The organism is Kitasatospora sp. NBC_00039 (assembly GCF_045160625.1).
Lineage (GTDB): Bacteria > Actinomycetota > Actinomycetes > Streptomycetales > Streptomycetaceae > Kitasatospora.
The window spans coordinates 3,533,435-3,557,462 of record NZ_CP108289.1 but is presented as its reverse complement, the minus strand read 5'-3'; the positions used below and the strand labels follow the sequence as shown (position 1 = coordinate 3,557,462).

General features: G+C 74.5%; 17 protein-coding genes. 14 read left to right on the top strand and 3 right to left on the bottom strand.

Going from position 1 to position 24,028, the window contains the following annotated elements; genetic code table 11:
• The first annotated feature begins 116 nt into the window (after positions 1-116).
• The 4 genes from OG286_RS15645 to OG286_RS15630 all read left to right on the top strand — a co-directional run bounded on the left by OG286_RS15645 (position 117) and on the right by OG286_RS15630 (position 8,723).
• The gene (locus OG286_RS15645) at positions 117-473 is read left to right on the top strand and encodes an MGMT family protein (RefSeq protein WP_396320719.1); all 357 of its coding nucleotides are present in this window, start codon (positions 117-119) and stop codon (positions 471-473) included.
• A gap of 113 nt (positions 474-586) precedes the next feature.
• Positions 587-3,937, top strand: coding sequence for an ATP-dependent helicase (locus OG286_RS15640; protein ID WP_405361277.1), 3,351 nt, complete (start codon positions 587-589; stop codon positions 3,935-3,937).
• A 140-nt stretch (positions 3,938-4,077) separates the two neighbouring features.
• Entirely contained in the window at positions 4,078-7,320 is a 3,243-nt protein-coding gene (locus OG286_RS15635; RefSeq protein ID WP_405365372.1) for a UvrD-helicase domain-containing protein, read from the top strand.
• 191 nt (positions 7,321-7,511) lie between these two features.
• Positions 7,512-8,723 (top strand): PP2C family protein-serine/threonine phosphatase, encoded by a 1,212-nt coding sequence (locus OG286_RS15630; protein ID WP_396320722.1) that lies wholly within the window; start codon positions 7,512-7,514, stop codon positions 8,721-8,723.
• 21 nt (positions 8,724-8,744) lie between these two features.
• Here OG286_RS15630 and OG286_RS15625 read toward each other — a convergent pair whose 3' ends face one another.
• Positions 8,745-9,716, bottom strand: a complete 972-nt coding sequence (locus tag OG286_RS15625) for an endonuclease/exonuclease/phosphatase family protein (RefSeq protein WP_396320723.1) — start codon at positions 9,714-9,716, stop codon at positions 8,745-8,747.
• A gap of 78 nt (positions 9,717-9,794) precedes the next feature.
• Between OG286_RS15625 and OG286_RS15620 the strand changes: the two genes are divergently transcribed.
• The 6 genes from OG286_RS15620 to OG286_RS15595 all read left to right on the top strand — a co-directional run bounded on the left by OG286_RS15620 (position 9,795) and on the right by OG286_RS15595 (position 17,944).
• Positions 9,795-10,448: a PadR family transcriptional regulator gene (locus tag OG286_RS15620; RefSeq protein ID WP_396320724.1), complete on the top strand. Its 654-nt coding sequence runs from the start codon at positions 9,795-9,797 to the stop codon at positions 10,446-10,448.
• 73 nt (positions 10,449-10,521) lie between these two features.
• Positions 10,522-11,295, top strand: a complete 774-nt coding sequence (locus OG286_RS15615) for an ABC transporter ATP-binding protein (RefSeq protein ID WP_396320725.1) — start codon at positions 10,522-10,524, stop codon at positions 11,293-11,295.
• Positions 11,292-14,174, top strand: a complete 2,883-nt coding sequence (locus tag OG286_RS15610) for an ABC transporter permease (protein ID WP_396320726.1) — start codon at positions 11,292-11,294, stop codon at positions 14,172-14,174. The genes OG286_RS15615 and OG286_RS15610 overlap by 4 nt, the downstream gene beginning before the upstream one ends.
• A 185-nt stretch (positions 14,175-14,359) precedes the next feature.
• Complete coding sequence (locus tag OG286_RS15605) at positions 14,360-15,784, top strand: dipeptidase (protein ID WP_405361282.1); 1,425 nt, start codon at positions 14,360-14,362, stop codon at positions 15,782-15,784.
• Between the two features lie 68 nt (positions 15,785-15,852).
• Positions 15,853-16,794 (top strand): NAD(+) diphosphatase, encoded by a 942-nt coding sequence (gene nudC / locus OG286_RS15600; RefSeq protein ID WP_396320728.1) that lies wholly within the window; start codon positions 15,853-15,855, stop codon positions 16,792-16,794.
• 289 nt (positions 16,795-17,083) lie between these two features.
• A complete protein-coding gene (locus tag OG286_RS15595) occupies positions 17,084-17,944 on the top strand; it encodes a GntR family transcriptional regulator (protein WP_396320729.1) in 861 nt (286 codons plus the stop codon).
• Positions 17,945-18,006: 62 nt separating this feature from the next.
• On the opposite strand, the gene OG286_RS15590 is transcribed toward OG286_RS15595, so the two are convergent.
• Positions 18,007-18,264, bottom strand: a complete 258-nt coding sequence (locus OG286_RS15590; RefSeq protein WP_396320730.1) for a mycoredoxin — start codon at positions 18,262-18,264, stop codon at positions 18,007-18,009.
• A gap of 268 nt (positions 18,265-18,532) precedes the next feature.
• Between OG286_RS15590 and OG286_RS15585 the strand changes: the two genes are divergently transcribed.
• From OG286_RS15585 to OG286_RS15570, 4 genes are all read left to right on the top strand, one after another.
• Complete coding sequence (locus OG286_RS15585) at positions 18,533-20,701, top strand: ATP-dependent DNA helicase UvrD2 (RefSeq protein WP_405363790.1); 2,169 nt, start codon at positions 18,533-18,535, stop codon at positions 20,699-20,701.
• A 294-nt stretch (positions 20,702-20,995) separates the two neighbouring features.
• Positions 20,996-21,475: a hypothetical protein gene (locus tag OG286_RS15580; RefSeq protein WP_405361285.1), complete on the top strand. Its 480-nt coding sequence runs from the start codon at positions 20,996-20,998 to the stop codon at positions 21,473-21,475.
• Between the two features lie 171 nt (positions 21,476-21,646).
• On the top strand, positions 21,647-22,015 hold the full coding sequence (locus tag OG286_RS15575) for a WhiB family transcriptional regulator (protein WP_396320732.1): 369 nt from the start codon (positions 21,647-21,649) through the stop codon (positions 22,013-22,015).
• Entirely contained in the window at positions 22,012-22,410 is a 399-nt protein-coding gene (locus OG286_RS15570) for a hypothetical protein (protein WP_396320733.1), read from the top strand. Before OG286_RS15575 ends, OG286_RS15570 begins: the two co-directional genes overlap by 4 nt.
• Positions 22,411-22,494: 84 nt before the next feature.
• On the opposite strand, the gene OG286_RS15565 is transcribed toward OG286_RS15570, so the two are convergent.
• A complete protein-coding gene (locus tag OG286_RS15565) occupies positions 22,495-23,901 on the bottom strand; it encodes an ABC1 kinase family protein (protein WP_396320734.1) in 1,407 nt (468 codons plus the stop codon).
• Positions 23,902-24,028 lie beyond the last annotated feature (127 nt).

Sequence of the window (24,028 nt, the reverse complement as noted above, 5' to 3'; positions counted from 1 at the left end):
CACCACTCACCGCCCCGAAGATGGTGGCATGCCGCGGCGCCCCGTGCTGGACAGGGGGCGGATCGGGCGCGGCGGATCGTTCGCACGGGTCCGCGCGTCCGCTCCTATAAGGAAGGATGCCGCAGGTGACGGACGTTGACGACGACGGCGACCGGGGCGCACTCCCGCCCTTCGCCGAACTGGTGCTCGACCTGACCGAGCGGATTCCACCCGGCCGGGTGATGACCTACGGGGACGTTGCCGAGTACCTCGGCCAGGGCGGCCCCCGGCAGGTCGGGAGGGTGATGGCCCTCTACGGCGGCGCCGTGCCGTGGTGGCGGGTGATCCGCGCGGACGGCCGGTTCCTGCCCGGGCACGAGCACCGCGCACTCGCCCGCTACGGCGAGGAGGGCACCCCGCTGCGCGAGCTCGCCGACCCGCCCCGGGTCGACCTCCGACGGGCCCGCTGGGACGGCGGGCCCGCGGGGGATTGAGCCGAACCCGGTGCGCGGGCGGGAATGACGGGGCAGGATCGTAGGCTCGATACCGACGGGTCCCGAGCGGGCCCGCCTTTCCGTGGCCCGCAGCACAACCCCCCAGGACATTCGTGAGCTCCCCCTACCGTCTGGTGCGCAGCCCTCTCGCACAGCCCGCCCCGCCCGTGCTGGACGAGTACCAGCGCGCCGTGGTGGAGCACGCGGGCGGCCCGCTGCTGGTGCTCGCCGGGCCGGGGACGGGTAAGACCACGACGCTGGTGGAGGCCGTCGCCCGGCGGATCGAGCACGGCACCGACCCCGAGCGGATCCTGGTGCTCACCTTCAGCCGCAAGGCCGCGATGGAGCTGCGGGACCGGATGTCCGCCCGGCTCGGCGCCGCCTCCGGGCACCGGGCGAGCGCCCCGCAGGCCACCACCTTCCACTCGTTCAGCTACGCCCTGCTCCGCGCCCACCAGGACCCGCGGGACTACGCCGAGCCGCTGCGGCTGCTCTCCGGCCCCGAGCAGGACGTCATGGTCCGCGAGCTGCTGGCCGGCGGCGCCGAGGACGCGCGCCTCGCGGCAGCCTCCGGAGGCGCGGCCGCGGGCGGCAGGATCGCCTGGCCGCTCGACCTGCGCGCCTGCCTGACCACCCGAGGCTTCGCCGACGAGGTCCGCGCCGTGCTCGCCCGCACCCGCGAGCTGGGCCTGGGCGAGGCCGAGCTGGAGCGCTTCGCCGAGGGCGTCCAGCGCCCCGACTGGGCCGCCGCCGCCCACTTCCTCGCCGACTACCTGGACGTGCTCGACCTGCGCGGCGTCCTCGACTACGCGGAGCTGGTGCACCGCGCCGTCCTCCTCGCGGAGCGCCCCGAGGTCGGCCAGGAGCTGCGGCAGCGGTACGACGTGGTCTTCGTCGACGAGTACCAGGACACCGACCCGTCCCAGGTCCGGCTGCTGCGCCGGCTGGCCGGCGAAGGACGCGAGCTGATCGCGGTCGGCGACCCGGACCAGTCGATCTACGCGTTCCGCGGCGCCGACATCAACGGCATCCTGGAGTTCCCGCACACCTTCCGGCAGGCCGACGGCAGCCCCGCCGACGTCAAGGTGCTCCGGGTCTCCCGCCGCTCCGGCGCCGTCCTGCTCGCCGCGTCCCGGGAGCTGGCCCGGCGGATGCCGATGGGCCGGCTGCCCGCCGAGAAACTCGCCCAGCACCGCGCCCTGCTGCCCTCCCGCGAGGGCGGCCGGGTCGAGGTCTACACCTACCCCACCCCCGGCACCGAGCTGGACTCGATCGCCGACCTGTTGCGCCGCGCCCACCTGGAGGACGGCGTGCCGTGGGGCGAGATGGCCGTCCTGGTCCGGGCCGGCGCCCGCTCCATCCCGGGCGTGCGGCGGGCGCTCGGCGCGGCCGGCGTCCCGCTGGAGATCGACGGCGACGACCTGCCGCTGCGCGAGGAGCCGGCCGTCGCCCAGCTGCTGCTCGCGCTGCGGGTCTGCGCCGAGCAGGCCCACCGCGACAGGCACGCCCCCGACGTGCCGGACCCGCTCACCACCGACCTGGCCCACACCCTGCTCACCGGCCCGCTCGGCGGCATGGACGGCTCCGACCTGCGCCGCCTCGGCCGCGCCTTGCGCGAGGAGGAGCGGGCCGCGCTGCGCGCCGACGGCCGGCCCGCCGCCGTACCGCGCCCGGCCGGCGAGCTGATCCGCGAGGCCCTCGCCGAACCCGAGCGGCTGATCGCCCTCGACCCCGCCCACGCCCGGCGCGCCCGCGACCTCGGCACCCTGCTGCGCAAGGTCCGCGAGCGCCTCGCCGGCGGCTGCACCGCCGAGGACGCGCTCTGGGAGCTGTGGGACGGCAGCCGCCGCTGGCGCGAGCGCCTGGAGCGGGCCGCACTGCGCGGCGGCGCCGCCGGCCGCAACGCCGACCGGGACCTCGACGCGCTCTGCGCCCTGTTCGAGACCGCCGCCCGCGCCGAGGAGCAGGTCACCGGCCACCGCAGCGCCCTCGACCTGCTGGCCGAGCTGGAGGCCCAGGACATCGCGGCCGACACCCTCACCGTGCGGGCCGTCCGCCCGGAGGCCGTCCGGCTGATGACCGCGCACCGCTCCAAGGGCCTGGAGTGGCGCCTGGTCGTCGTCGCCGGCGTCCAGGAGGGCCTCTGGCCGGACCTCCGCCGCCGCGGCTCGCTGCTGGAGGCCGACCGGATCGGCCGCGACGGGCTCGCCGAACCGCTCTCCCCGGCGGCGCTGCTCGGCGAGGAGCGCCGGCTCTTCTACGTCGCCGCCACCCGGGCCAAGGAACGGCTGATCGTCACCGCTGTCAGGGCGCCCGCCGACGACGGCGACGAGCCCTCCCGCTTCCTGCGCGAGCTCTACCGCGAGGACGTCGACCCGCGCACCGGCCGGGTGCTGCGCCGCACCCCGCCGGCCACCGTCGAGGACGTCACCCACCGGCCGCGCCGGCCGCTCTCCGTCCCCGCGCTGGTCGCCGAGCTGCGCGCGGTCACCGTCGACCCGGCCCGCGCGCCCGAGCTGCGCCGCGCCGCCGCCGAACGCCTCGCCACGCTGGCGCTGGCCGCCGACGAGGACGGCCTGCCGCTGGTGCCGGCCGCCCACCCGGACCGCTGGTGGGGCCTGGACGACGCCACCGCCGCCCCCGACCCGTTGCGCAGCGCCGACCTGCCGGTCCGGCTCTCCGGCAGCGGCCTGGAGCAACTGGAGAACTGCTCGCTGCAGTGGTTCCTGGACAAGGAGGTCAAGGCGCGCGGTTCCTCGTCGGCCGCCCAGGGCTTCGGCAACGTGGTGCACGCCCTCGCCGACGAGGTCGGCTCCGGCCGCACTCCCGCCGACCTCGCCGTCCTGATGGAACGGCTGGACACCGTCTGGGACGCGCTGGCCTTCGACGCACCGTGGAAGTCCCACCAGGAGAAGACCGAGGCACGGGCCGCCCTGGAGCGGTTCCTGCACTGGCACGTGCTCCAGCGCGGCCGCGACGTGGTCGCCACCGAGCACGGCTTCGACGTCACCCTGGACGCCGGCGGCGTCGCCGTGCGGATCCGCGGCTCGATGGACCGGGTCGAGAAGGACGAGGCCGGGCGCGCCTACGTGGTCGACTTCAAGACCGGCAAGGAGGCGCCGACCGACAAGTCGCTGCCCGAGCACAAGCAGCTGGCCGTCTACCAGCTCGCCGTCCGCGCGGGCGCGCTCAACGAGCTGCCCGGGTTCGACGGCCGCGCCCCCGAGTCCGGCGGCGCCGAGCTGGTCCAGCTGCGCAAGCCCGACAAGGGCGCCCCGGACGCGCCCAAGGTGCAGAGGCAGGACCCTCCGGAGGGCGAGCCGTGGATCGAGAACCTGCTGGCCGACGCGGCCGGGCGGGTGCTCGCCGAGCGGTTCGTGCCGCAGACCGGCGGCGGCTGCGACCGCTGCTCGTTCCGCCGCAGCTGCTCGGCCCAGCGGGACGGCGCCCAGCTCGTGGAGTAGCCGGCCGGGCAGGGTGGTCTGCCGGGGCGGGCGGCCTGCCGGGCCGGTCGGCTACTCCAGGCCGAGGAGTGCGGGCCGAGTAGCGAGGGTCACCCCGGCCGGGAGCCCGACCTGTCGGTACCCCCCGTTAACGTTGCGGGGTGACCGCCGTGCTCGACCACCCCGACCAGCTCAAGGAGCTGCTCGGCATCCCCTTCAACCGGGAGCAGATGGCGGCCATCGGCGCCCCGCTGGAGCCGGCCGTGATCGTGGCCGGCGCCGGCTCCGGCAAGACCACCGTGATGGCTGCCCGCGTCGTCTGGCTGGTCGGCTCCGGCGCGGTCCGGCCCGAGGAGGTGCTCGGCCTCACCTTCACCAACAAGGCCGCCGGCGAGCTCGCCGAGCGGGTCCGCTCCGCCCTGCGTCTCGGCAGACCGGGGGTACCCCCGGCCGAAGGCTGGGGGAGAGCCGCCGAACCGGACGACGAGCCGCTCGGCGAGCCGGAGATCTCCACCTACCACGCCTTCGCCGGCCGGCTGCTCAAGGAGCACGGCCTGCGGATCGGCATCGAGCCGGACGTCCGGCTGCTCGCCGACGCCACCCGGTTCCAGCTCGCCGCCAAGGTGCTGCGCACCGCCCGCGGGCCCTTCCCGGCCCTCACCGGCACCTTCGCCAACCTGGTCGCCGACCTGATCGCGCTCGACGGCGAACTCGCCGAGCACCTGGTCGAGCCGGACACCCTGCGCGCCTTCGACGAGGAGCTGCTCGACACCCTCGCCACGGCCAAGCTCACCAACGACGACCTGCGGGCCGTCCCCGGCGCCGCCCGGGCCCGGCTGGAGCTGCTCCGCCTGGTCGAGGACTACCGGCGCCGCAAGGCAGCCGCCGGGCTGATGGACTTCGGCGACCAGATAGCGGCCGCCGCCCGGCTCGCGCAGCAGCGTCCCGAGGTCGGCGAGCTGCTGCGCGGCCAGTTCCGGGTCGTCCTGCTGGACGAGTACCAGGACACCTCCGTCGCCCAGCGGCTGATGCTGGCCGGTCTCTTCGGCGCCGGCCCGGACGGGCGGGCCACCGGCCACGCGGTCACCGCCGTCGGCGACCCCAGCCAGGCGATCTACGGCTGGCGCGGCGCCTCGGTGGCCAACCTGGACGAGTTCCCCCGGCACTTCCCGAGGGCCGCGGGCACCCCGGCCGCCCGGTACGCGCTGAGCGAGAACCGCCGCAGCGGCGGGCGGCTGCTCGCTTTTGCCAACGAGCTGGCCGCCCCGCTGCGCGCCATGCACGAGGGCGTCGAGGCGCTGCGCCCGGCCCCCGGCGCCGAGCTGGACGGCTTCGTCCGCGCCGCACTGCTGCCCACCCACGCCGAGGAGATCGACTGGCTGGCCGACTCGGTCGCCCACCTCGTCCGCACCGGTACCGCGCCCGGCCGCATCGCCGTGCTCTGCCGAGGCGGCGCGGCCTTCCCCGACATCCACGCGGCGCTGGTCGCCCGCGAGGTGCCGGTCGAGGTGGTCGGCCTCGGCGGGCTGCTCCAACTGCCCGAGGTGGCCGACCTGGTGGCGGTCTGCGAGGTGCTCCAGGATCCGACCGCCAACGCCGCGTTGGTCCGGCTGCTGATCGGCCCGCGCTGGCGGATCGGCCCGCGTGACCTGGCCCTGCTCGGCCGGCGCGCCGCCGATCTGGTCCGCACCGCCCCGCCCGAGGGCGTCGAGGCGCTGGCCGCCGCCGTCGCCGAGACCGACCCGACCGAGGTCGTCTCGCTGGCCGACGCACTGGAGACCTTCCTCGACCCTGACCAGCCCGACGAGCTGGCGTTCTCCGCCGAGGCCAGGCGGCGCTTCGCCCGGCTCGCCCGGGAGCTGCGCGAGCTGCGCCGCTCGCTCGCCGACCCGTTGATGGACGTGCTGCACCGGGTGCTCGCCGTCACCGGCCTGGAGGTCGAACTCGCCGCCTCTCCACAGGCGTTGGCCGCCCGGCGCCGGGAGACCCTGCACGCCTTCCTGGACGTCGCGGCCGGCTTCTCCGACCTGGACGGCGACCCGGGCCTGCCGGCCTTCCTCGGGTTCCTGCGCGCGGCCCAGGAGTACGAGCGCGGCCTCGACAGCAGCCTGCCCGGCGGCGAGGACACCGTGAAGGTGCTCACCGCGCACAAGTCCAAGGGCCTGGAGTGGGACGTCGTCGCCGTTCCCGGCCTGGTGAAGGGCGCATTCCCGTCGTCCACCGCGCGCGAGCGCTGGACCAGCACCAAGCGTGTGCTCCCGCACGCCCTGCGCGGCGACACGGCCACCCTGCCCGACGTGCGGGGAGGCTGGACAGCCAAGTCGATGACCGCCTTCAAGCAGGCGCTGGCCGAGCACTCCGGCACAGAGGAGCTGCGCCTGGGCTACGTCGCCTTCACCCGGCCGCGCTCGCTGCTGCTGGCCTCCGGGCACTGGTGGGGGCCCAGCCAGAAGACGCCGCGCGGCCCGTCCGCCTTCCTGGAGCAGCTGCGCGAGCACTGCGAGCAGCCCGGCGCCGGCGAGATCGAGCACTGGGCCGAGCAGCCGCCCAAGGGGGCCGAGAACCCGGCGCTGGCCGCACCGGTCGAGCGCCCCTGGCCGCTGCCGCTGGACCCGGCCGCGCAGCACGCCCGCCGCCGGGTCGCCGAGGTGGTGTACCGGCGGCTGGCCGGGCAGCCCGCCCCCGAGCCGGAGCCGATGGCCGCCGAGGACCGCCGCCAGGTGGAGTCCTGGGACCGTGATCTCACCGCGCTGGTGGGCGAGTTGGAGCGGTCCCGGCGAAGTGTGCGGGAGGTGCCGCTGCCCGCCGCGCTCTCCGCGACCCAGCTGCTGCGGCTCGCCGCCGACCCGGACGGCTTCGCGCACGACCTGGCCCGCCCGATGCCGCGCCCGCCGCAGCCCGCCGCCCGCCGGGGCACCCGGTTCCACGCCTGGGTGCAGTCCCGCATCGAACCTCTGCTGCTGATCGAGCCGGGCGCCCTACCCGGCGCGGACGACGACGGCATCGAGGACGAGCAGGACCTGGAGCGGCTCAAGGAGGCGTTCCTGCGCACTCCGTACGCGAACCGGGAACCGTACCGGGTCGAGGCGCCGTTCCAGCTGGTGCTGGCGGGCCGGGTGGTGCGCGGCCGGATCGACGCGGTCTACCGCGAGGGTGACGGCCGGTCAGAACCGGGCGGCGCGTCACGCTATGAAGTGGTGGACTGGAAGACGCACCGCGAGGAGACCGCCGACCCGCTTCAGCTCGCGGTCTACCGGGTCGCCTGGGCCGAACAGTTGGGCGTCCCGGTGGAGCAGGTCACGGCGTCGTTCCTGTACATCCGCAGTGGTCGGATCGAACAACCCGCAGGACTTCCCGGCCGAAAAGAGTTGGAACGGCTCCTGATCGGGAACAGTGAAGAATGAGTCACGGAGAGCATTCAAGTCATCACGGCAACGGGCGAAACCTGTGCGTAGTGCACGTTTCGTGCCTATTGTGGGGTCGGTAACCGGTCAACCCCCGTACTCCGGCCGCCAGCGAGGCCCGCATTCCCTAACCCTCAGTCATCACCGCAGGTGCCCACGGGCATCGGCGTCTTCTGCTGGAGAGACCGAAGTTGAGCGCGACCGGATGGATCAGAGAGCGGTTCGCCGGGCCGACCCCGGGGGCCGCTCCGGGCGCGACCGGCACCTGGCCGAGGACGGCGCTGTCGCTGCCGTTCATCGGCATGGCGCTGGTCGTCGTCCTCGACTACTTCACTGACGCCGCGGTGACGGTCGAACCGGCCCTCACCGCCGTCCCCGCGCTGGCCGCCGTGGTCAGCCGCCAAACCTGGTACCCCCTCGCGATCGGCCTCTGCACCGAGGCCGCCGCCTTCCTGATGGCCTTCCACAACGACGTGCTCGGCGAGTCCGTGCACAGCGCCACCGTCTTCGCGATCGTGCTGGTCGCCGCGATCGGCTGGGTCAGCGCCACCCTGCGGCTGCGCCAGGAGAAGGCGCTCGCCGACGCCCAGCTGGTCGCCTCGATCGCCCGCCGGGTGCTGCTGCGGCCGGTCCCCGACCGGGTCGGCACCGTGCGTGCCGCCGTCCACTACGAGGCCGCCGCCGCGCACGCCCGGATCGGCGGCGACCTCTACGAGGTGGTGAACACCCGGCACGGGGTCCGGGCCGTGGTCGGCGACGTCCGCGGCAAGGGGCTGGGTGCGGTGGAGACGGCGGCCGCCGTGCTCGGCGCCTTCCGCGAGGCCGCCCACCAGGAGCCGGCGCTGGAGCGGGTGGCCGGCTGGCTCGCCGTCAGCCTCGACCGGGCCCTGCACGAGAACGACCACCCCGGGGTGGAGGAGGAGTTCGTCACCCTGGTGCTGATCGGGGTCCGGCCCGACGGCACCGCCGAGATCGTCAACTGCGGGCACCCCTCGCCGCTGCTGCTGCGCGGCGACGAGCCGGTCCGGCCGCTGGAGCTCGCCGAGACGGTGCCGCCGCTCGGCGTCCTCGACCCGGCCGACGTCCGGCCGCCGGTGTACCGGATCCCGCTGCGGCACGGGGACCGCGTGCTGCTCTTCACCGACGGCGTCATCGAGGCCCGCAACCGGGCCGGCGCCTTCTACCCGCTCGCCGAACGGCTGCCGCACTGCGCGGACGGCCGCCCGGCGGACGTCCTCCAGCGCCTGCACGAGGACGTGGTCCGCCACGTCGGCCGCCAGCTCGGCGACGACGCGGCCATGCTGCTGCTCCAGTACGACCCTCCCCCCGCCTTCGGCCGGGCAGACCCGCAGGCGGCCGGGGCCCAGCTGCCGCACCAGAACGGCCTGCTGACCAGGCACTGACGGCTCGCTCCCGAGGCCGCCCTACAGCGACACCCGCACCACCAGCGGGCGGTGGTCCGAGACCGCCGTCCGCGGGGCGGCCGCCGGGCCGACGGCGGTCCGCGGCACGCCCACCGCCAACACGTGGTCGAACTGCACGGCCGGCCGGTGCGAGGGGTAGGTGGGGGTGCGCGCCAGGTCGTACCAGCCCTGGAGCCGGGCGCGCGGCTCCCGCACCCGCCGCCGGCGCGGCTCCACCAGGACCGGCCGGGCCCGCCGCGCGGCCCGCAGCTCGCGGACCCGCGCCCGCGGCGCCGTCCGGTCCAGCGCGGTCGCCCCGCCGAGCACCGTCCGGGGCACCGCGCCGATCAGGTTGAAGTCCCCCAGGACCAGGTACGGCTGCGGCAGGTCGGCGATCCACCGCCGGATCCCGGCCAGCTGCGCCATGTTCCAGCCCGGCACGAACGACAGGTGTGCCGCCACCACCGTGAACGGTCCGCGCTCGCCCTCCAGTACCGCTGCCAGGGCGGCCCGAGGCTCGTCCGGGACCGGCGTCAGCCCGCGCCGCCCGGCCACCCGCAGTGGCAGCCCGAACGGCGCCGGGGCGAACCGGCGGGCCCGCCAGTGCCGCACCGGCAGCCGGGTCAGCAGCGCGGTCCCGTACGCGGGCGGGGCGTCGTCGCCGAGCTCGCCCGGCCCGTACACCTGGATCCCGGCGGGCTCCGACGGCTCCCGCACCCAGCCGGCCACCGGCGCCGGCCGGCCGTGCAGGGCGGCCGCGAACCGCCAGTCCGCGGCGCCCATCGCCTTGGCGGCGACGGCCGTCTGGTCGGTGGTGCCGGAGCGCGGCTGGTACCGGTCCACCTCCTGGAGCGCCAGGACGTCGGCGTCCAGCGCGGCCACCGCCTCGGCCAGCGGCCCGCCGGCGTCGGCCGGGTAGGGCCGTGGGGCGCCGTCCGGGGCGAGCGGCTGACCGTGCAACAGATTGAAGGTGGCGATGCGCAACTGGCTCACACCGCACGACGGTACCCGCTCGCCGGGGGGCGGGGCGCCGCTTGAGCCTGACGGGCATACCGGGTATACATACTCGGTATGTCGATCCGCCACGGTCTGCTCGCCCTGCTCGACCAGGGCCCCCGCTACGGCTACCAGCTGAGAACCGAGTTCGAGGCGCGCACGGGCGCCACCTGGCCGCTCAACGTCGGCCAGGTCTACACGACGCTGTCCCGGCTGGAGCGCGACGGCCTGGTCGAGCCCGCCGGGGAGGACGACGAGGGCCACCAGTTCTACGCCGTCACCGACGCCGGCCGCGCCGAGCTGCGGGCCTGGTTCGACACCCCGGTGCCCCGGACCAGCCCGCCGCGTGACGAGCTGGCGATCAAGCTGGCCATGGCGGTGACCGTCCCCGGAGTGGACGTCCCTGCCGTCGTCCAGGGCCAGCGCCGCCACAGCGTCAAGGCGCTCCAGGACTACACCCGGCTCAAGGGCCGGGCGCTGGCCGGCGAGACCCGCCCCGGCGGCCCCGGCCAGCCGGCCGGCCCCGGCGCCGACCTCGCCTGGCTGCTCGTCCTCGAACAGCTCATCTTCCAGACCGAGGCCGAGATCCGCTGGCTCGACCACTGCGAGACCAGGCTCGCCCAGCAGGCCGAGATCGAGCAGGCCAGGGCCGCCGAGGCCCGCAAGGCGGAGCCCGAGACCCGGTCCGGGCCCACCGCCCGGATCGGGCGCCGCCGCTCCAAGGCCTGAACCCCGTCCCGACCTCACGAACCACCGGCCCCGGCGGTCAACCCGCCCCGGGCCCAGAACAGCAGGGGGAAGCGTGTCCCACACCGATCCGACCAGGAGCGCCACCCAACCGGTGCTGCACCTGGACCACGTCACCCGGGTCCACGGGCAGGGAGCGGCCGAGGTGCAGGCGCTGCGCGGGGTCGACCTCAAGGTCCACCCCGGCGAGTTCGTCGCCGTGATGGGCCCCTCCGGCTCCGGCAAGTCCACCCTGCTGACCCTCGCGGGCGGCCTGGACAGCCCGACCGAGGGACAGGTCCTGGTCGAGGGCGTCGCCCTCGGCGGCCTCAACCGCAAGAAGCTCGCCGAGGTCCGCCGTCGCTCGGTCGGCTACGTCTTCCAGGACTACAACCTCATCCCGGCGCTCACCGCCGCCGAGAACATCTCGCTGCCCCGTGAGCTCGACGGCCTCTCCGGCCGCGCCGCCCGCCGCGAGGCCCTCACCGCCCTGGAGGAGCTCGGGATCCCCGAGCTCGCGGACCGCTTCCCCGACGACATGTCCGGCGGCCAGCAGCAGCGCGTCGCCATCGCCCGCGCCCTGATCGGCGACCGCCGCCTCGTCCTCGCCGACGAGCCCACCGGCGCCCTCGACTCCACCACCGGCGAGGCCGTCCTCGCCGTCCTGCGCGCCCGCTGCGACGCCGGCGCCGCCGCCATGATGGTCACCCACGAACCCCGCCACGCCGCCTGGGCCGACCGCGTCGTCTTCCTGCGCGACGGCCGGATGGTCGACGAGAGCGTCAGCCAGGACGCGGGCAGCCTGCTCGTCTCCGCGGCCACCAACGCGATGGGCCCGGTGGCGGAGTGAGGCTCAGCGCCTGGCGGGTCGCCCTGCGTATCGCCCGCCGTGACGCCCTGCGTGCCAAGGGCCGCAGCGCCCTCGTCGTCGCCATGGTCGCGCTGCCCGTCCTCGGTGTCACCGGCGCCGACGTGGTCTTCCGCAGCGCCGAACTCGACCCCGGCGAGCGGATCGTCCGCACCATGGGCCAGTCCGACGCCGAGATCCGGATGGTCGGACGCGGCTCGGTCATCCTGCAGGCACCGGACCCGGACGACTCCTTCAAGCACACCAGCCCCGACGACGCCCAGAAGGGGAACGCCCGGCCCACGTACACGCCCGAGCAGCGCCGCAGCCTCGACACCGAGCCCGTCGAGCTCGTCAAGCAGCTGCTCCCGGCCGGCTCCACGCTCGTCCCGGTGCGCCAGGGCCCGTACACCGCCACCAGCACCGCCGAGGGCCTGCTCAGCGTGCAGACCGTCGAGGCCGACCTCAACGACCCGGTCTGGAAGGGCCGGATCAACGTCGTCGAGGGCCGCGCCCCGAGCGCCGGCCACGAGGCCGCCGTCACCCGGGACTTCCTCGACCGCTCCGGCCTCAAGCTCGGCGACCGCACGTCCCCGCGCGGCCTGGAGGCCACCCCCTTCACCATCACCGCCGTCGCCGAGTACCCCGGCGAGCTGAAGGCCACCGGGCTGATAGCCCGCCCCGGCACGCTGGTCGACCAGCTGATGAAGCTGCCCGGCGCAGGCAAGGGCATGGGCCGGTCCAACCTGGGGGAGGACAGCCGCTGGTTGGTCAAGCTCCCGTCCGGGGCCGCGATCGACTGGCCCAAGGTGACCGAGCTCAACAAGTACGGCTTCACCGTCGCCTCCCGCAGTGTCCTGCTCGACCCGCCGGCCCGCTCCGAGGTGCCGCTCTACGCCCACGAGGACCAGGAGACCGGCGGAACCCGGTACCTCGACAAGACCTCCGTCGTCATCCTCGCCACCGTCGTCGGCATGGCGCTGCTGGAGATCGTGCTCCTCGCGGGCCCCGCCTTCGCCGTCGGGGCCCGGCGCTCCCGGCGGCAGCTCGGTCTGCTGGCCGCCGGCGGCGGTGACCGCGCCAACGTCCGCGCCGTCGTGCTCGGCGGCGGCATCGTCCTCGGGGTGACCGGCGCCGCCCTCGGCCTGGCCGTCGGCGTCGGCCTGGTCGCGCTGCTGCGCACCCGGGCCGAGAGCTACTCCGGACAGCGGTTCGGCCACTTCGACCTGCAGCCGCTCGACCTGCTCGGTGTCCTGGCGATCGGCCTGGTCACCGGCCTGCTCGCGGCCGTCGTCCCCGCCGTCCAGGCCTCCCGCCAGGACGTCGTCGCCGCGCTCACCGGCCGTGACTCGCTCAAGCCGCCGAGCCGCAAGCTCGCCCTGCTCGGCCTGGTGATGCTGGCCGGCGGCGCCGCGCTCGCGCTGCTCGGCGCGACCAGCGGCTTCGGCAACCGCAGCATGGCCGTGCTCGGCGGCTCGGTGATCGCCGAACTCGGCATGGTCGCCCTGACGCCCTACCTGGTCGGCCTGTTCGGCCGGATCGGCCGCTGGCTGCCGCTCGGCCCGCGCCTCGCCCTGCGCGACTCGGTCCGTCACCGCGGGCGCACCGCCCCCGCCGTGGCCGCCGTCATGGCCGCCGTCGCCGGCTCCGTCGCCGTCGGCATCTACACCGCGAGCGACGACGAGCAGAACCGGCGGGAGTACGTCGCCGCCGCCCCGGCCGGCGCGGTCACGCTGAGCAGCGGCTGGGGCTCGGCCTCCGACGGCAAGCTGTTGCCCCAGCTGCGCGGCGCCGTCGAGACCAGCATCCCCGACCTCGGCCCCCGCGCCGACGTGCAGCGGGTCGACCTCCCGGGCGACTGCGACAGCACGAGCGCCAGCTGCGGCTACGTCAGCACCGCGATGCCGAAGGAGCTGCGCTGCCCGCTGTACGAGAAGGGCAGCGACTCCATCCCCTTCGAGGAGGCCGTCCGGCTCCGCAAGGAGGACGCGCGCTGCAAGGAGGACCTCTCCTACTGGGTCAACCCGTTCAGCGCCGCGATCGCCGGGGACGCCACCCTGCTGCGCAACCTGTACGGGGTGACCGACCCGGCCGTCGGCCAGGCGCTGGCCGCGGGCAAGGCGGTCGTGTTCGACCCCCGGTACATCAAGGACGGCAAGCTCATCGTGCGCGTGACCGAGCCGACGGATCCGGCCGCCATGAAGCCGGGGGAGAACCACGAGGCGCCCAGCCACGAGATCGGCGTCGACGCCGTGCTGGCCACCGCGGCGGCCCCGGCCGGCGGCCAGGCCGTGATGAGTCCGGACACCGCCCGCCGGCTCGGGCTGGGCACCAGGGACGCCGGCTCGGTCTGGCTGCCCGCCGGGGCGCCGTCCGACAGCGCCGAGCAGAAGGCGGCGGGTGCGATCGACAAGCTCGCCGACGGCACCCGGTTCAACGTCGAGCGCGGCTACCACTCCAACAACGACCTGGTCAGCCTCGGCCTGACCGGCTTCGCCGCCCTGGTCGCGCTCGGCGCGGCCGGCATCGCCACCGGCCTCGCCGCCGCAGACTCGCAGCGCGACCTGACCACCCTCGCGGCGGTCGGGGCGGCGCCGCGGATCCGCCGTACCCTCTCCGGCTTCCAGTGCGGGGTGATCGCGGCGATGGGTGCCGTGCTCGGCGTCGTCGCCGGGGTCGTGCCGGCGGTGGCCCTGCGCAAGGTGGAGGGTGTGGCGGTCTCCCACCCCGGGATGCCCCCCGAGCAGTTGGCCGACCGGAGCGTCATCGTCTTCCCGTGGCTGAACGTCGGGGTCACCGTCGTCGTCCTGCCGCTGCTCGCGGTGGCGCTGGCGGCCGTGCTCACCCGCTCGCGGATCTCGCTGCTGCGCCGCTCCGGCTGACGCACCGCTCCGCCCCGTCACCCCCGGCCGCCCCCTGGTGCGGCCGGGGGTGACGCCTGTCAGCACCGGGGACGGGCCCACTCCTGATCGGTTGACCGAATGGTGACGGACGTTACAGGCCCGTCGGTGGCCGGTGGACGGACCACCGGGGCGGGCACCCGCATGGGCGAACTAAAGTCGTCCGTATGACGAGAACCCCGGACAGCGTCGTCCGCTCCTTCATCGACCAGCACCAGGCCGCGTTCCTGGCCGACCTCTCCGACTGGCTCGGCATTCCCTCGGTCTCCGCCGACCCCGGCCGGGCCGGCGACGTCCGCCGCTCCGCCGAGTGGCTGGCCGCGAAGCTGCGCGAGACCGGCTTCCCGGTGGCGGAGGTCTGGGAGACGGACGGCCTGCCGGCGGTGTTCGCCGAGTGGCCGTCCGGGGACTCGTCCGCGCCGACCGTGCTGGTGTACGGGCACCACGACGTGCAGCCCGCCGCGAAGGAGGACGGCTGGGCGACCGAGCCGTTCGAGCCGACGGTGGTCGGCAAGCAACTGTTCGCTCGCGGCGCCGCCGACGACAAGGGCCAGGTGTTCTTCCACACCCTCGGGGTCCGCGCCCACCTGGCCGCCACCGGGCGGACGGCGCCGGCCGTCAACCTCAAGCTGCTGATCGAGGGCGAGGAGGAGTCCGGCTCACCGCACTTCGCCGACCTGGTCCGCCGGGAGGCCGGGAGGCTGGCCGCCGACGTGGTGATCATCTCGGACACCGGCATGTGGTCCGAGACCACGCCGACGGTCTGCACCGGCATGCGCGGCCTGGCCGACGCCCAGATCGACCTCTACGGTCCGGACACCGACATCCACTCCGGCTCCTTCGGGGGCGCCGTCCCCAACCCGGCGGCGGTCGCGGCCGACCTGGCGGCCGGGCTGCACGACGCCGACCGCCGGGTGGCGGTCCCGGGCTTCTACGACGGTGTGATCGAGCTGACCGAGCGCGAGCGTGAACTCTTCGCCGAGCTGCCCTTCGACGAGGCGCAGTGGCTGAAGGTCGCCAAGTCGTACGGCACCCTGGGCGAGGCCGGCTACTCCACCCTGGAGCGGATCTGGGCCCGGCCGACCGCCGAGGTCAACGGCATCTGGGGCGGTTACACCGGCCCCGGCGGCAAGACCATCGTGCCGTCCTCCGCGCACCTCAAGCTGTCCTTCCGGCTGGTCGCCGGCCAGGAGGTGGAGAAGGTCCGGGAGGCCGTCCGGGAGTGGGTGGCCGCGCGGGTGCCCGAGGGCATCCGGTACGAGCTGGTGTTCCCGGGCGCGACCCGGCCCTGCCTGACCCCGCTGGACCACCCGGCGCTGCAGTCCACCGTCCGGGCGATGGGGCGGGCGTTCGAGCAGAAGATCCTGTTCACCCGTGAGGGCGGTTCCGGCCCGGCCGCCGACCTGCAGGACGTGCTCGGCGCTCCGGTGCTCTTCCTCGGCATCTCGGTGCCCTCGGACGGCTGGCACTCGGTCAACGAGAAGGTGGAGCTGGACCTCCTGGCCAAGGGCGTGGAGACGGCCGCCTACCTCTGGGCCGACCTGGCCGAGAACTGGCGGCCGGGCGGCGAGGATGCCGGCGAAGGTGCCTGAGGGCGCCCCGCCCGTCCCGGCGGGCAGACCACCGATCCAGACGACTCATCACGTGGGGATGGAACGAAGTGAGCACCGTGCCTGAGACCGAACGCCCGAGCAACCTGGCACTGGCCCGGGCCGGGGTCGACCGGGCGGCCCAGCACCGGTTCGACGAGCCGTGGCTGGCGGCCGCCTGGAGCCACCCGAGCACCCAGGTGCTGCCGATCGCCGGCGGCGAGGCGTTCGTGGTGGACACCGGGAGCGGCACCGAGCTGGTCCTGCTGCCCTCCTTCGAGGCGCCGCAGACCGGGGACCGCTACTTCCTGGGCACCGACGAGGACGGCGTCTCGTACTTCGCGCTGGCCGGCGAGAGCCTGCCCGGGCGGCTGGACGGCGACGCCCGTCCGGCCGGGCTGCGCGAGGTCGGAGCACTGCTCTCCGACCGGGACGCCGGGCTGCTGGTGCACGCCGTCGCGCTGGAGCACTGGCACCGGCTGCACAGCTTCTGCTCGCGCTGCGGGCACCCGACCGAGAAGGCCGGGGCCGGCCACGTGCGGCGCTGCACCTCCTGCGCGGCCGAGCACTACCCGCGCACCGACCCGGCGGTGATCATGATGATCACCGACGAGCAGGACCGCTGTCTGCTCGGGCGCCAGGCGCTCTGGCCCGAGGGGCGCTGGTCGACCCTGGCCGGCTTCGTCGAGCCGGGTGAGTCGATCGAGCAGGCGGTGGTCCGCGAGGTGTTCGAGGAGGCCGGCGTGCGGGTCGACGAGGTGTCCTACGTGGCCAGCCAGCCGTGGCCGTTCCCGTCCAGCCTGATGCTCGGCTTCATGGGCAAGGCCCACCCGGACGGCACGGCGATCACGGTGGACGGCGAGGAGCTGGCGGAGGCCCGCTGGTTCTCCCGGGAGGAGCTGAAGGCCGGGATGGCGGCGGGCGAGATCCTGCCGCCGTCCGGGATTTCGATCGCCCGTCACCTGGTCGAACTCTGGTACGGCGGTCCGCTGCCGTCGGCGGCGCGCTGGTAATTCCGTCCAATGGGGGCGTGCGGCATATTGCCGTGCGCCCCCATTTCTCTTTCATGCCCTCTTTCACTTCGACTTCAGAGGGCTCCTCCCCGGCTGAACGGGTGGTCACTACCGATTTCCCGCAGGCCGGGCGCTCTGATGTTCGTAGCCGGAGGGGCCCTGTCCCGGCGCTTCTCCCCCGCCCGGGCCCGGTCCGCCGTCGGCGCCCCGGGGACGGCCGCGGCCTATGCGCGCCGACATTGACCGAATCGGCTGAAACGGCGTCACCGTGCTCGCTACATTCACTCGGGTGACAATCCCACGGGGCACCGCCCAATCCCCCAAATACCAGCGCCTCGCCGCCGACCTGCGCCGCCGGATCGCCGAGGGCGAGTTCACCGCGCAGGCCGCGCTGCCCGTCGAGAGCGAACTGGAGCGCCAGTACGGAGTAGCCCGCAACACCGTCCGGCTGGCCGTCGACGTCCTGGTCAACGAGGGCCGGCTGGTCCGGCTCCAGGGCAAGGGCACCTACCTGCGGGAGCACCCCGTCCTGGACCACCGCGCCTACGGCCCCACCCTGCGGCCGGTGCCGCGCGACCCCCACGCCGGGCCGCGGGACTGCCTGGCCGCACCCACCACCGTCTACCTCGGCGAGGCCGCCGAGGCCGGCCGGGAGCTCACCGTCGACTTCGAGATGATGATCGTCCGGGCCCGGGTCGACATCGCCGAGCGGCTCGGACTGCGGCCCGGTGAGGCCATCGTGGTCCGCCGCCAGCTGCGGCTGCTCGACCGCGAGCCGTACTCGATCGAGGAGAGCCACTACCGGGCCGGCCTCGCCGCCGGCACCCCGCTGATGGAGCCCGACCAGATCGACGGCGGCGACGAGGCGGTGCTCGCCGCGCTCGGCCGCACCGAGGTCGGCGCCGTCGACCACCTGGTGGCCCGGATGCCCGGCCCCGAGGAGGCGCAGTGGTTCCAGGGCGGCCCCGGGGTGCCGCTGATGGTCCAGACCCGGGTGACGTACGACCGGCGCGGGCCGGTCCGGGTGATCGAGACCCGCTACTCCGCCGACCGCAGCCGGCTGGTCTACGGGGTCGGCGACCTCGCCGCCCGTGCGCTGCTGCCCGCCCCCGCGGCACCCGTCGACCCGGCCCGGGCCGACGCGCCGTGACGCGCCGGCCCGGGCCCGCGTGCGGGCCCGGGCGTGCGCCGGGGCCCGGCGTCAGCCGTGGGTCAGGCCGCCAGGGCCTTCTTGACCTGCATCAGGCTCGGGTTGGTCATGACGACCTGCTCGCCGCCGCCCTCCGGCTTCACCAGCACCGTCGGCACCGTCTGGTTGCCGTTGTTGACCGACTCGACGAAGGACGCCGACGACGGGTCCTCCTCGATGTTGATCTCGGTGTAGCCGATGCCCTCACGGTCCAGCTGGCTCTTGAGTCGGTTGCAGTAGCCGCACCAGGTCGTGCTGTACATCGTGACGCTGCCGGACATCGAGGGGGCTCCTTAGGGAAGGGGGCGTGCGGTCTCCGGGGAGAACGCCCGCCGTGCATCGGTCATTCCGCGGCCGCCCGGCGCGAGAGCGACCTCGTACGCCCGGCCGCGCAGCGATCATCCTGCGATCACACCGCACCTGTGGACAACTTTGCCCGGGTTGTCGCACCGGGCTGAGAAGATGGAACGCATGCAGGAAGACCTCTTGAGCGGCAGCCCGTTCGACAGCTACCAGGCGGGCCACCCGGCCGCGTCGGGCCCCGACGCGGTGCTCGCCGGGCTCGACCCCGAGCAGCGGGCCGTCGCCACCGCCCTGCAGGGGCCCGTCTGCGTCCTCGCCGGCGCCGGCACGGGCAAGACGCGCGCCATCACCCACCGGATCGCCTACGGCGTGCGCAGCGGCGTCTACCAGCCCGCCCAGGTCCTCGCCGTCACCTTCACCGCCCGCGCCGCCGGCGAGATGCGCGGCCGGCTGCGCGAGCTCGGTGCCGAGGGCGTCCAGGCCCGCACCTTCCACTCCGCGGCCCTGCGCCAGCTCCAGTACTTCTGGCCGCGCGCCGTCGGCGGGCCGGTGCCGCAGCTGGTGGAGCGCAAGGTCCAGCTGGTCGCCGAGTCCGCCGGCCGCTGCGGCCTGCGGGTCCAGCGCACCGAGTTGCGCGACCTCACCGCCGAGATCGAGTGGGCCAAGGTCACCCAGATCGGCCCCGACGACTACCCCGCCGCGGTTCAGAAGTCCGGCCGCGAGGCCCCGCGGGACCCTGCCGAGACCGCCCAGGTCTACCGCGTCTACGAGGAGACCAAGAGCCGCCGCGGCGTCATCGACTTCGAGGACGTCCTGCTGCTGACCGCCGCCATCCTGGAGGACCGGCCGGACATCGCCGACCAGGTCCGCGCCCAGTACCGGCACTTCACCGTGGACGAGTACCAGGACGTCTCGCCGCTCCAGCAGCGGCTGCTCGACCGGTGGACCGGCCCCGGCGGCGGCGCCAGCCTCTGTGTGGTCGGCGACGCCAGCCAGACGATCTACTCGTTCACCGGCGCCACCCCCGACTACCTGCTGAACTTCCGCAGCCGCCACCCCGAGGCGACGGTCGTCAAGCTGGTCCGTGACTACCGCTCCACCCCGCAGGTCGTCCACCTCGCCAACGGGCTGCTCGCCCAGGCCCGCGGCGAGGCCGCCCGGCACCGGCTCGAACTGATCTCCCAGCGCGAGGCCGGCCCCGAGCCGGTCTACGCCGAGTACGAGGACGAGCCGACCGAGGCCGAGACCACCGCCCGCCGGATCCAGGAGCTGCTCGCGGCCGGCGTGCGGGCCAGCGCGGTCGCCGTGCTGTTCCGCACCAACGGCCAGTCCGAGGTCTACGAGCAGGCGCTCGCCGACGTCGGCGTCTCCTACCAGCTCAAGGGCGCCGAGCGGTTCTTCGAGCGGCCCGAGGTGCGCGACGCCGGTGTGCTCCTTCGGGGCGCCGCCCGGGCCGGCTCCGACCCGCTCACCGACGGCGCCCCCGGCCTGGCCGCGCAGGTCCGCGCGGTGCTCGCCACCCGGGGCTTCACCCCCGAGCCGCCGGCCGGCTCCGGCGCGGTGCGCGAGCGCTGGGAGTCGCTGGCCGCGCTGGTCCGGCTCGCCGAGGAGTTCGAGCGCACCCGGACCGCGGCCGGGGAGAGCGCCGACCTCGCCGCGTACGTCGCCGAGCTGGACGCCCGCGCCGCCGCCCAGCACGCCCCCGCCGTCGAGGGCGTCACGCTGGCCTCGCTGCACGCGGCCAAGGGCCTGGAGTGGGACGCCGTCTTCCTGGTCGGCCTCACCGAGGGCACCATGCCGATCATCTACGCCAAGACCGACGAGCAGGTCGAGGAGGAGCGCAGGCTGCTGTACGTCGGCGTCACCCGCGCCCGCAAGCACCTCTCGCTTTCCTGGGCGCTCTCCCGCTCCCCGGGCGGTCGGGCCAGCCGCAAGCCCACCCGCTTCCTGGACGGCCTGCGGCCGGGCTCCGGCGCGCCGGGGGCACGCGCCGGGAGCCGGGGCGGGCGCGGCGGCGTCGAGCCGGGCGAGCGCTCCGCCGGGCGGCGGGTCCGCGGGCCGGTCAAGTGCCGGGTCTGCGAGCGGGTGCTCACCGAGGCGGTCGAGCGCAAGCTGCGGCGCTGCGAGAGCTGCCCGTCCTCGATGGACGAGGCGCTGTACGAGCGGTTGCGCGAGTGGCGGGCCGGGCAGGCGAAGAAACAGGGCGCGCCGGCCTACGTCGTCTTCACCGACGCGACGCTGATGGCGATCGCCGAGGACGTCCCCTCGACCCGGCAGGAGCTGGCGGTGATCTCGGGGGTCGGCGCCATGAAGCTGGACAAGTACGGGGCCGCCGTGCTGTCGTTGTGTGCGGGGGAGGAGCCCGAGGAGGATCCGGTCGACGTCGAGGACGGCGATCCGGGCGAACCGGCCTGAGCCGGTCCGGGGCGTTGGGAGCAGGCGCTTCGAGGCGCTTCGGAACTCGTCGGGGAACTCGCCGGAAAAATAGTTTGCGCGCTGTACCGGGAGCGCAATAGCCTGCCGGAGCGGTCAAGGGGACGCGATCGCACGGGGTGACGCCTGTGCCGTGTTCTCCTGCGCCCAACAGCGTGCACCGCACCAATCAGCTTCATCTGCACCACGCTTCACCTGCACCACCGAGACAGACATCCGAACAGTTCGGAGCCCGGGAGACCAGGCTCCGCGAGACGCCGAGAGGAGGCGAAGACAGTGGAAACCACCATGATCACCAAACTGACTGGCCAGACCGTTGTCGCTGCCTCCCTGCGTGCCGCCCGCCTGCGGGCCCTCGCCGAACTGGGCGGAACCGGTCTGGGTCTCGACGCCACCGGTGTCTCCGTCGTCCCCGCTTCCCTCGGCTCCGCTGTCAGTGGTCCTGGACACACTGATCTCTGCAGCACGGGCCTCAGGGGCGGTATCGACGGCACCTCTGTCGAGACCGGTCTGTCCCGTGACTGGGCGTCGGTCGGCACGTCGCGCTCCCTGCGTGATGAGCGACCGACCCAGGCACCGAAGACGGCAGTAGCCGCCGCCATTCATGGCGGCTATGCGCAGGTCATCGGTGCCGGAAACGCCCAGGAGCAGAACGAGCAGCAGATCAACAAGCAGGTCATGGCCGCCTTTACCGGCGCCACGGCCATCCGGATGCGGGCCTTCCGCGGGCCTGAACCCTGGAGAGAACGAACCTGAGTCAGCCTCAGGTCGGCACCTCCAGGGCCGCGGAACCCGTCACACCGGGATCCGCGGCCCTTCTGTTTTGTCCGGTACGCAAGACCACCCAGGCCCCCCCCGGGGGCCTCCGGCCCAGCCCCACCAGTCAGCTGAGCCGGACCCACTGAGAAGACGAGGAAGACGCCCACAGTGTCCACGGTCATCACGCCGCCCATCCCGTCCGTACCGCCGACAGACCAGACCACCAAGGCCGACCAGGCCGACCCCCCGGAGGTATCCCTGATGCAGCTCACCTCGATCGACCAGGCCGAGGCGCTCGGTCTTCCCATCCCGTGCCGCGCCTTCGACCCGGAGGTCTTCTTCGCCGAGACGCCCGCCGACGTCGAGTACGCGAAGTCCCTCTGCGGCACCTGCCCGGTCAAGGAGGCCTGCCTGACCGGCGCGCTGGAGCGGCGCGAGCCGTGGGGCGTCTGGGGTGGCGAGCTCTTCGTCCAGGGCGTCGTCGTGGCCCGCAAGCGGCCGCGTGGCCGTCCGCGCAAGACCGAGGTCGCGGCGTGAACCCCGCGCTCGGAGCCAAGGCCGTCCGCCGGGGAGAGCAGCCCCCGCTGGACAGCGTCCTTCGCCGCTCCGTGCGAACCGCCGCCGCCAAGGCTGACGCAGCCCGCACCGTCCACTTCCCCACGTCGCACCACGAGCAGGACCACCACATGACCGCCGCCGCCATCGACCCGACCGTCCGCGCTGAGCAGACCAACGAACTTCAGATCCAGAACAGGACCCTCGAAATGCAACTTCTCCACGAATCCCTGGCCCGGGCGCATATGCAAGAGCGCCTCCAGGAGGCCGAGCACGAACGGCTCGTCTCCCGGGTCGCCAAGGCCCAGCGGCTCAGGCAGAAGGCCGAGCGGGCCTCGCTGCGGGCCCGCAAGGCCATCGCCGTCGCGCTGATGTAGGCGCCGGCGCAGTACCGCTTCACCCCCGTCGTGCCGCAGGCCGCCCCCCATCCGGGGAGCGGCCTGCGGCCGTTGGGCCCCGGCTCAGCCCTTCTTCGCCGGCTCGCTCTTCCTGGTCGTGCCGCGCTTCTTCGGCGACGCGGGCTGCGCCTGCCCGGCGGGCTGCTCCGCGAACTCCGGGAGCCACCGCAGCATCTCCGCCCGGAAGGGTGCGTTGGCGCCCAGCTGGCAGAGCACCCCGATGGTGCTCAGGGTGACCCGATGGATCAGCAGGTACGCCGGGGGCAGGTTGAGCTGCTTGCCCAGGTTGTAGGCGGGCGAGCGCGGATCGGCGATCCGGGCCGCCTGGGCCCGCATCCACGTCCGGGTGAAGTGGAAGGTGTCCACCGCGGCCGGCTCGATGATCGGCACCAGGTAGTCCAGCACCGCGTCCGGGTCCAGCTCGATAGAGGGCTTGACGAAGCCCTCCTCGCGCAGCATCTCCAGCACTCCCGCCGCGTCACCGGCCAGCGCCATCCGCAGTGAGGCCCCGATCGGCGCGGGCAGCCCGCCCGGCAGCCGGTCGACGGTGCCGAAGTCCAGCACGCCGAGCCGCCAGCCGGATGCCGGTCCGTCGTCCTTCAGCAGGCGGAAGTTGCCCGGGTGCGGGTCGGCGTGGAGCAGGCCGGTCCGCGACGGGCCCGCGAAGAGGAAGCGGGCCAGCAGCTGCCCGGCCCGGTCGCGCTCCTCCTGGGTGCCGTCCGCGATCACCTCGGCCAGCGGGGTGCCGTCCATCCACTCGGTGACCAGCACCTGGTCGGCCTGCGCCACCACGCCGGGCACCGCGATGTCCGGATCGCCCGCGAACTCCTCGGCGTGCCGGCGCTGGGCCTGCGCCTCCAGCTCGTAGTCCAGCTCCTCCGAGACGCGCTCGCGCAGCTCGATGATCAGCGGCTTGATGTCCAGACCGGGGATGAGCGGGCCGAGCAGCCAGGCCACCCGGCTCAGCTGGGAGAGGTCCGCCAGCAGCGCGTCGCCCGCGCCCGGGTACTGGACCTTGACCGCCACCTCGCGGCCGTCGTGCCAGATCGCCCGGTGCACCTGGCCGATCGACGCGGCGGCGGCCGGCCGGTCGTCGAACTCCCGGAACAGCTCGCGCCAGTTCTCGCCCAGCCGCTGGGCGAGCGCCGTGTGCACCTTGGCCGCGGGCATCGGGGGAGCGGCGTCCTGCAGCTTGGTCAGCGCGGCCCGGTACGGCCCGGCGACCTCCTCCGGGAGTGCGGCCTCGAAGACGGACAGCACCTGCCCGAACTTCATCGCCCCGCCCTTGAGCTCGCCCAGGACCTTGAACAGCTGGTCCGCGGTGGCCTGCTGGAGCTCGGCCGTCACCACGTCCGCCGAGCGCCCCCCGATCCGCCTGCCCAGCCCGAGCGTGGCCCGGCCGGCGATCCCCAGCGGCAGGGCGGCGAGTCGTGCCGTGCGGGTCACTGCCTTGCGCGGAAGATCGCTCACCCGGGTCTCCAATTCACACGCCGTCGGCACCCCGCCGTCGGGGGCCGACCGTCACTACGCCATTGTGCCCGTTCGTCACGCCGGTCCCGGCCGCGTTTCCTGACCCGTTCGGCGCGGCCCGCCGGCC

Bases quoted from the DNA above. Each gene is read 5' to 3' on its own strand.
- OG286_RS15590 (WP_396320730.1), bottom strand. From the start codon at position 18,264: ATGTCCGGCAGCGTCACGATGTACAGCACGACCTGGTGCGGCTACTGC.
- OG286_RS15605 (WP_405361282.1), top strand. From the start codon at position 14,360: ATGACGAGAACCCCGGACAGCGTCGTCCGCTCCTTCATCGACCAGCAC.
- OG286_RS15620 (WP_396320724.1), top strand. From the start codon at position 9,795: ATGTCGATCCGCCACGGTCTGCTCGCCCTGCTCGACCAGGGCCCCCGC.
- OG286_RS15645 (WP_396320719.1), top strand. From the start codon at position 117: ATGCCGCAGGTGACGGACGTTGACGACGACGGCGACCGGGGCGCACTC.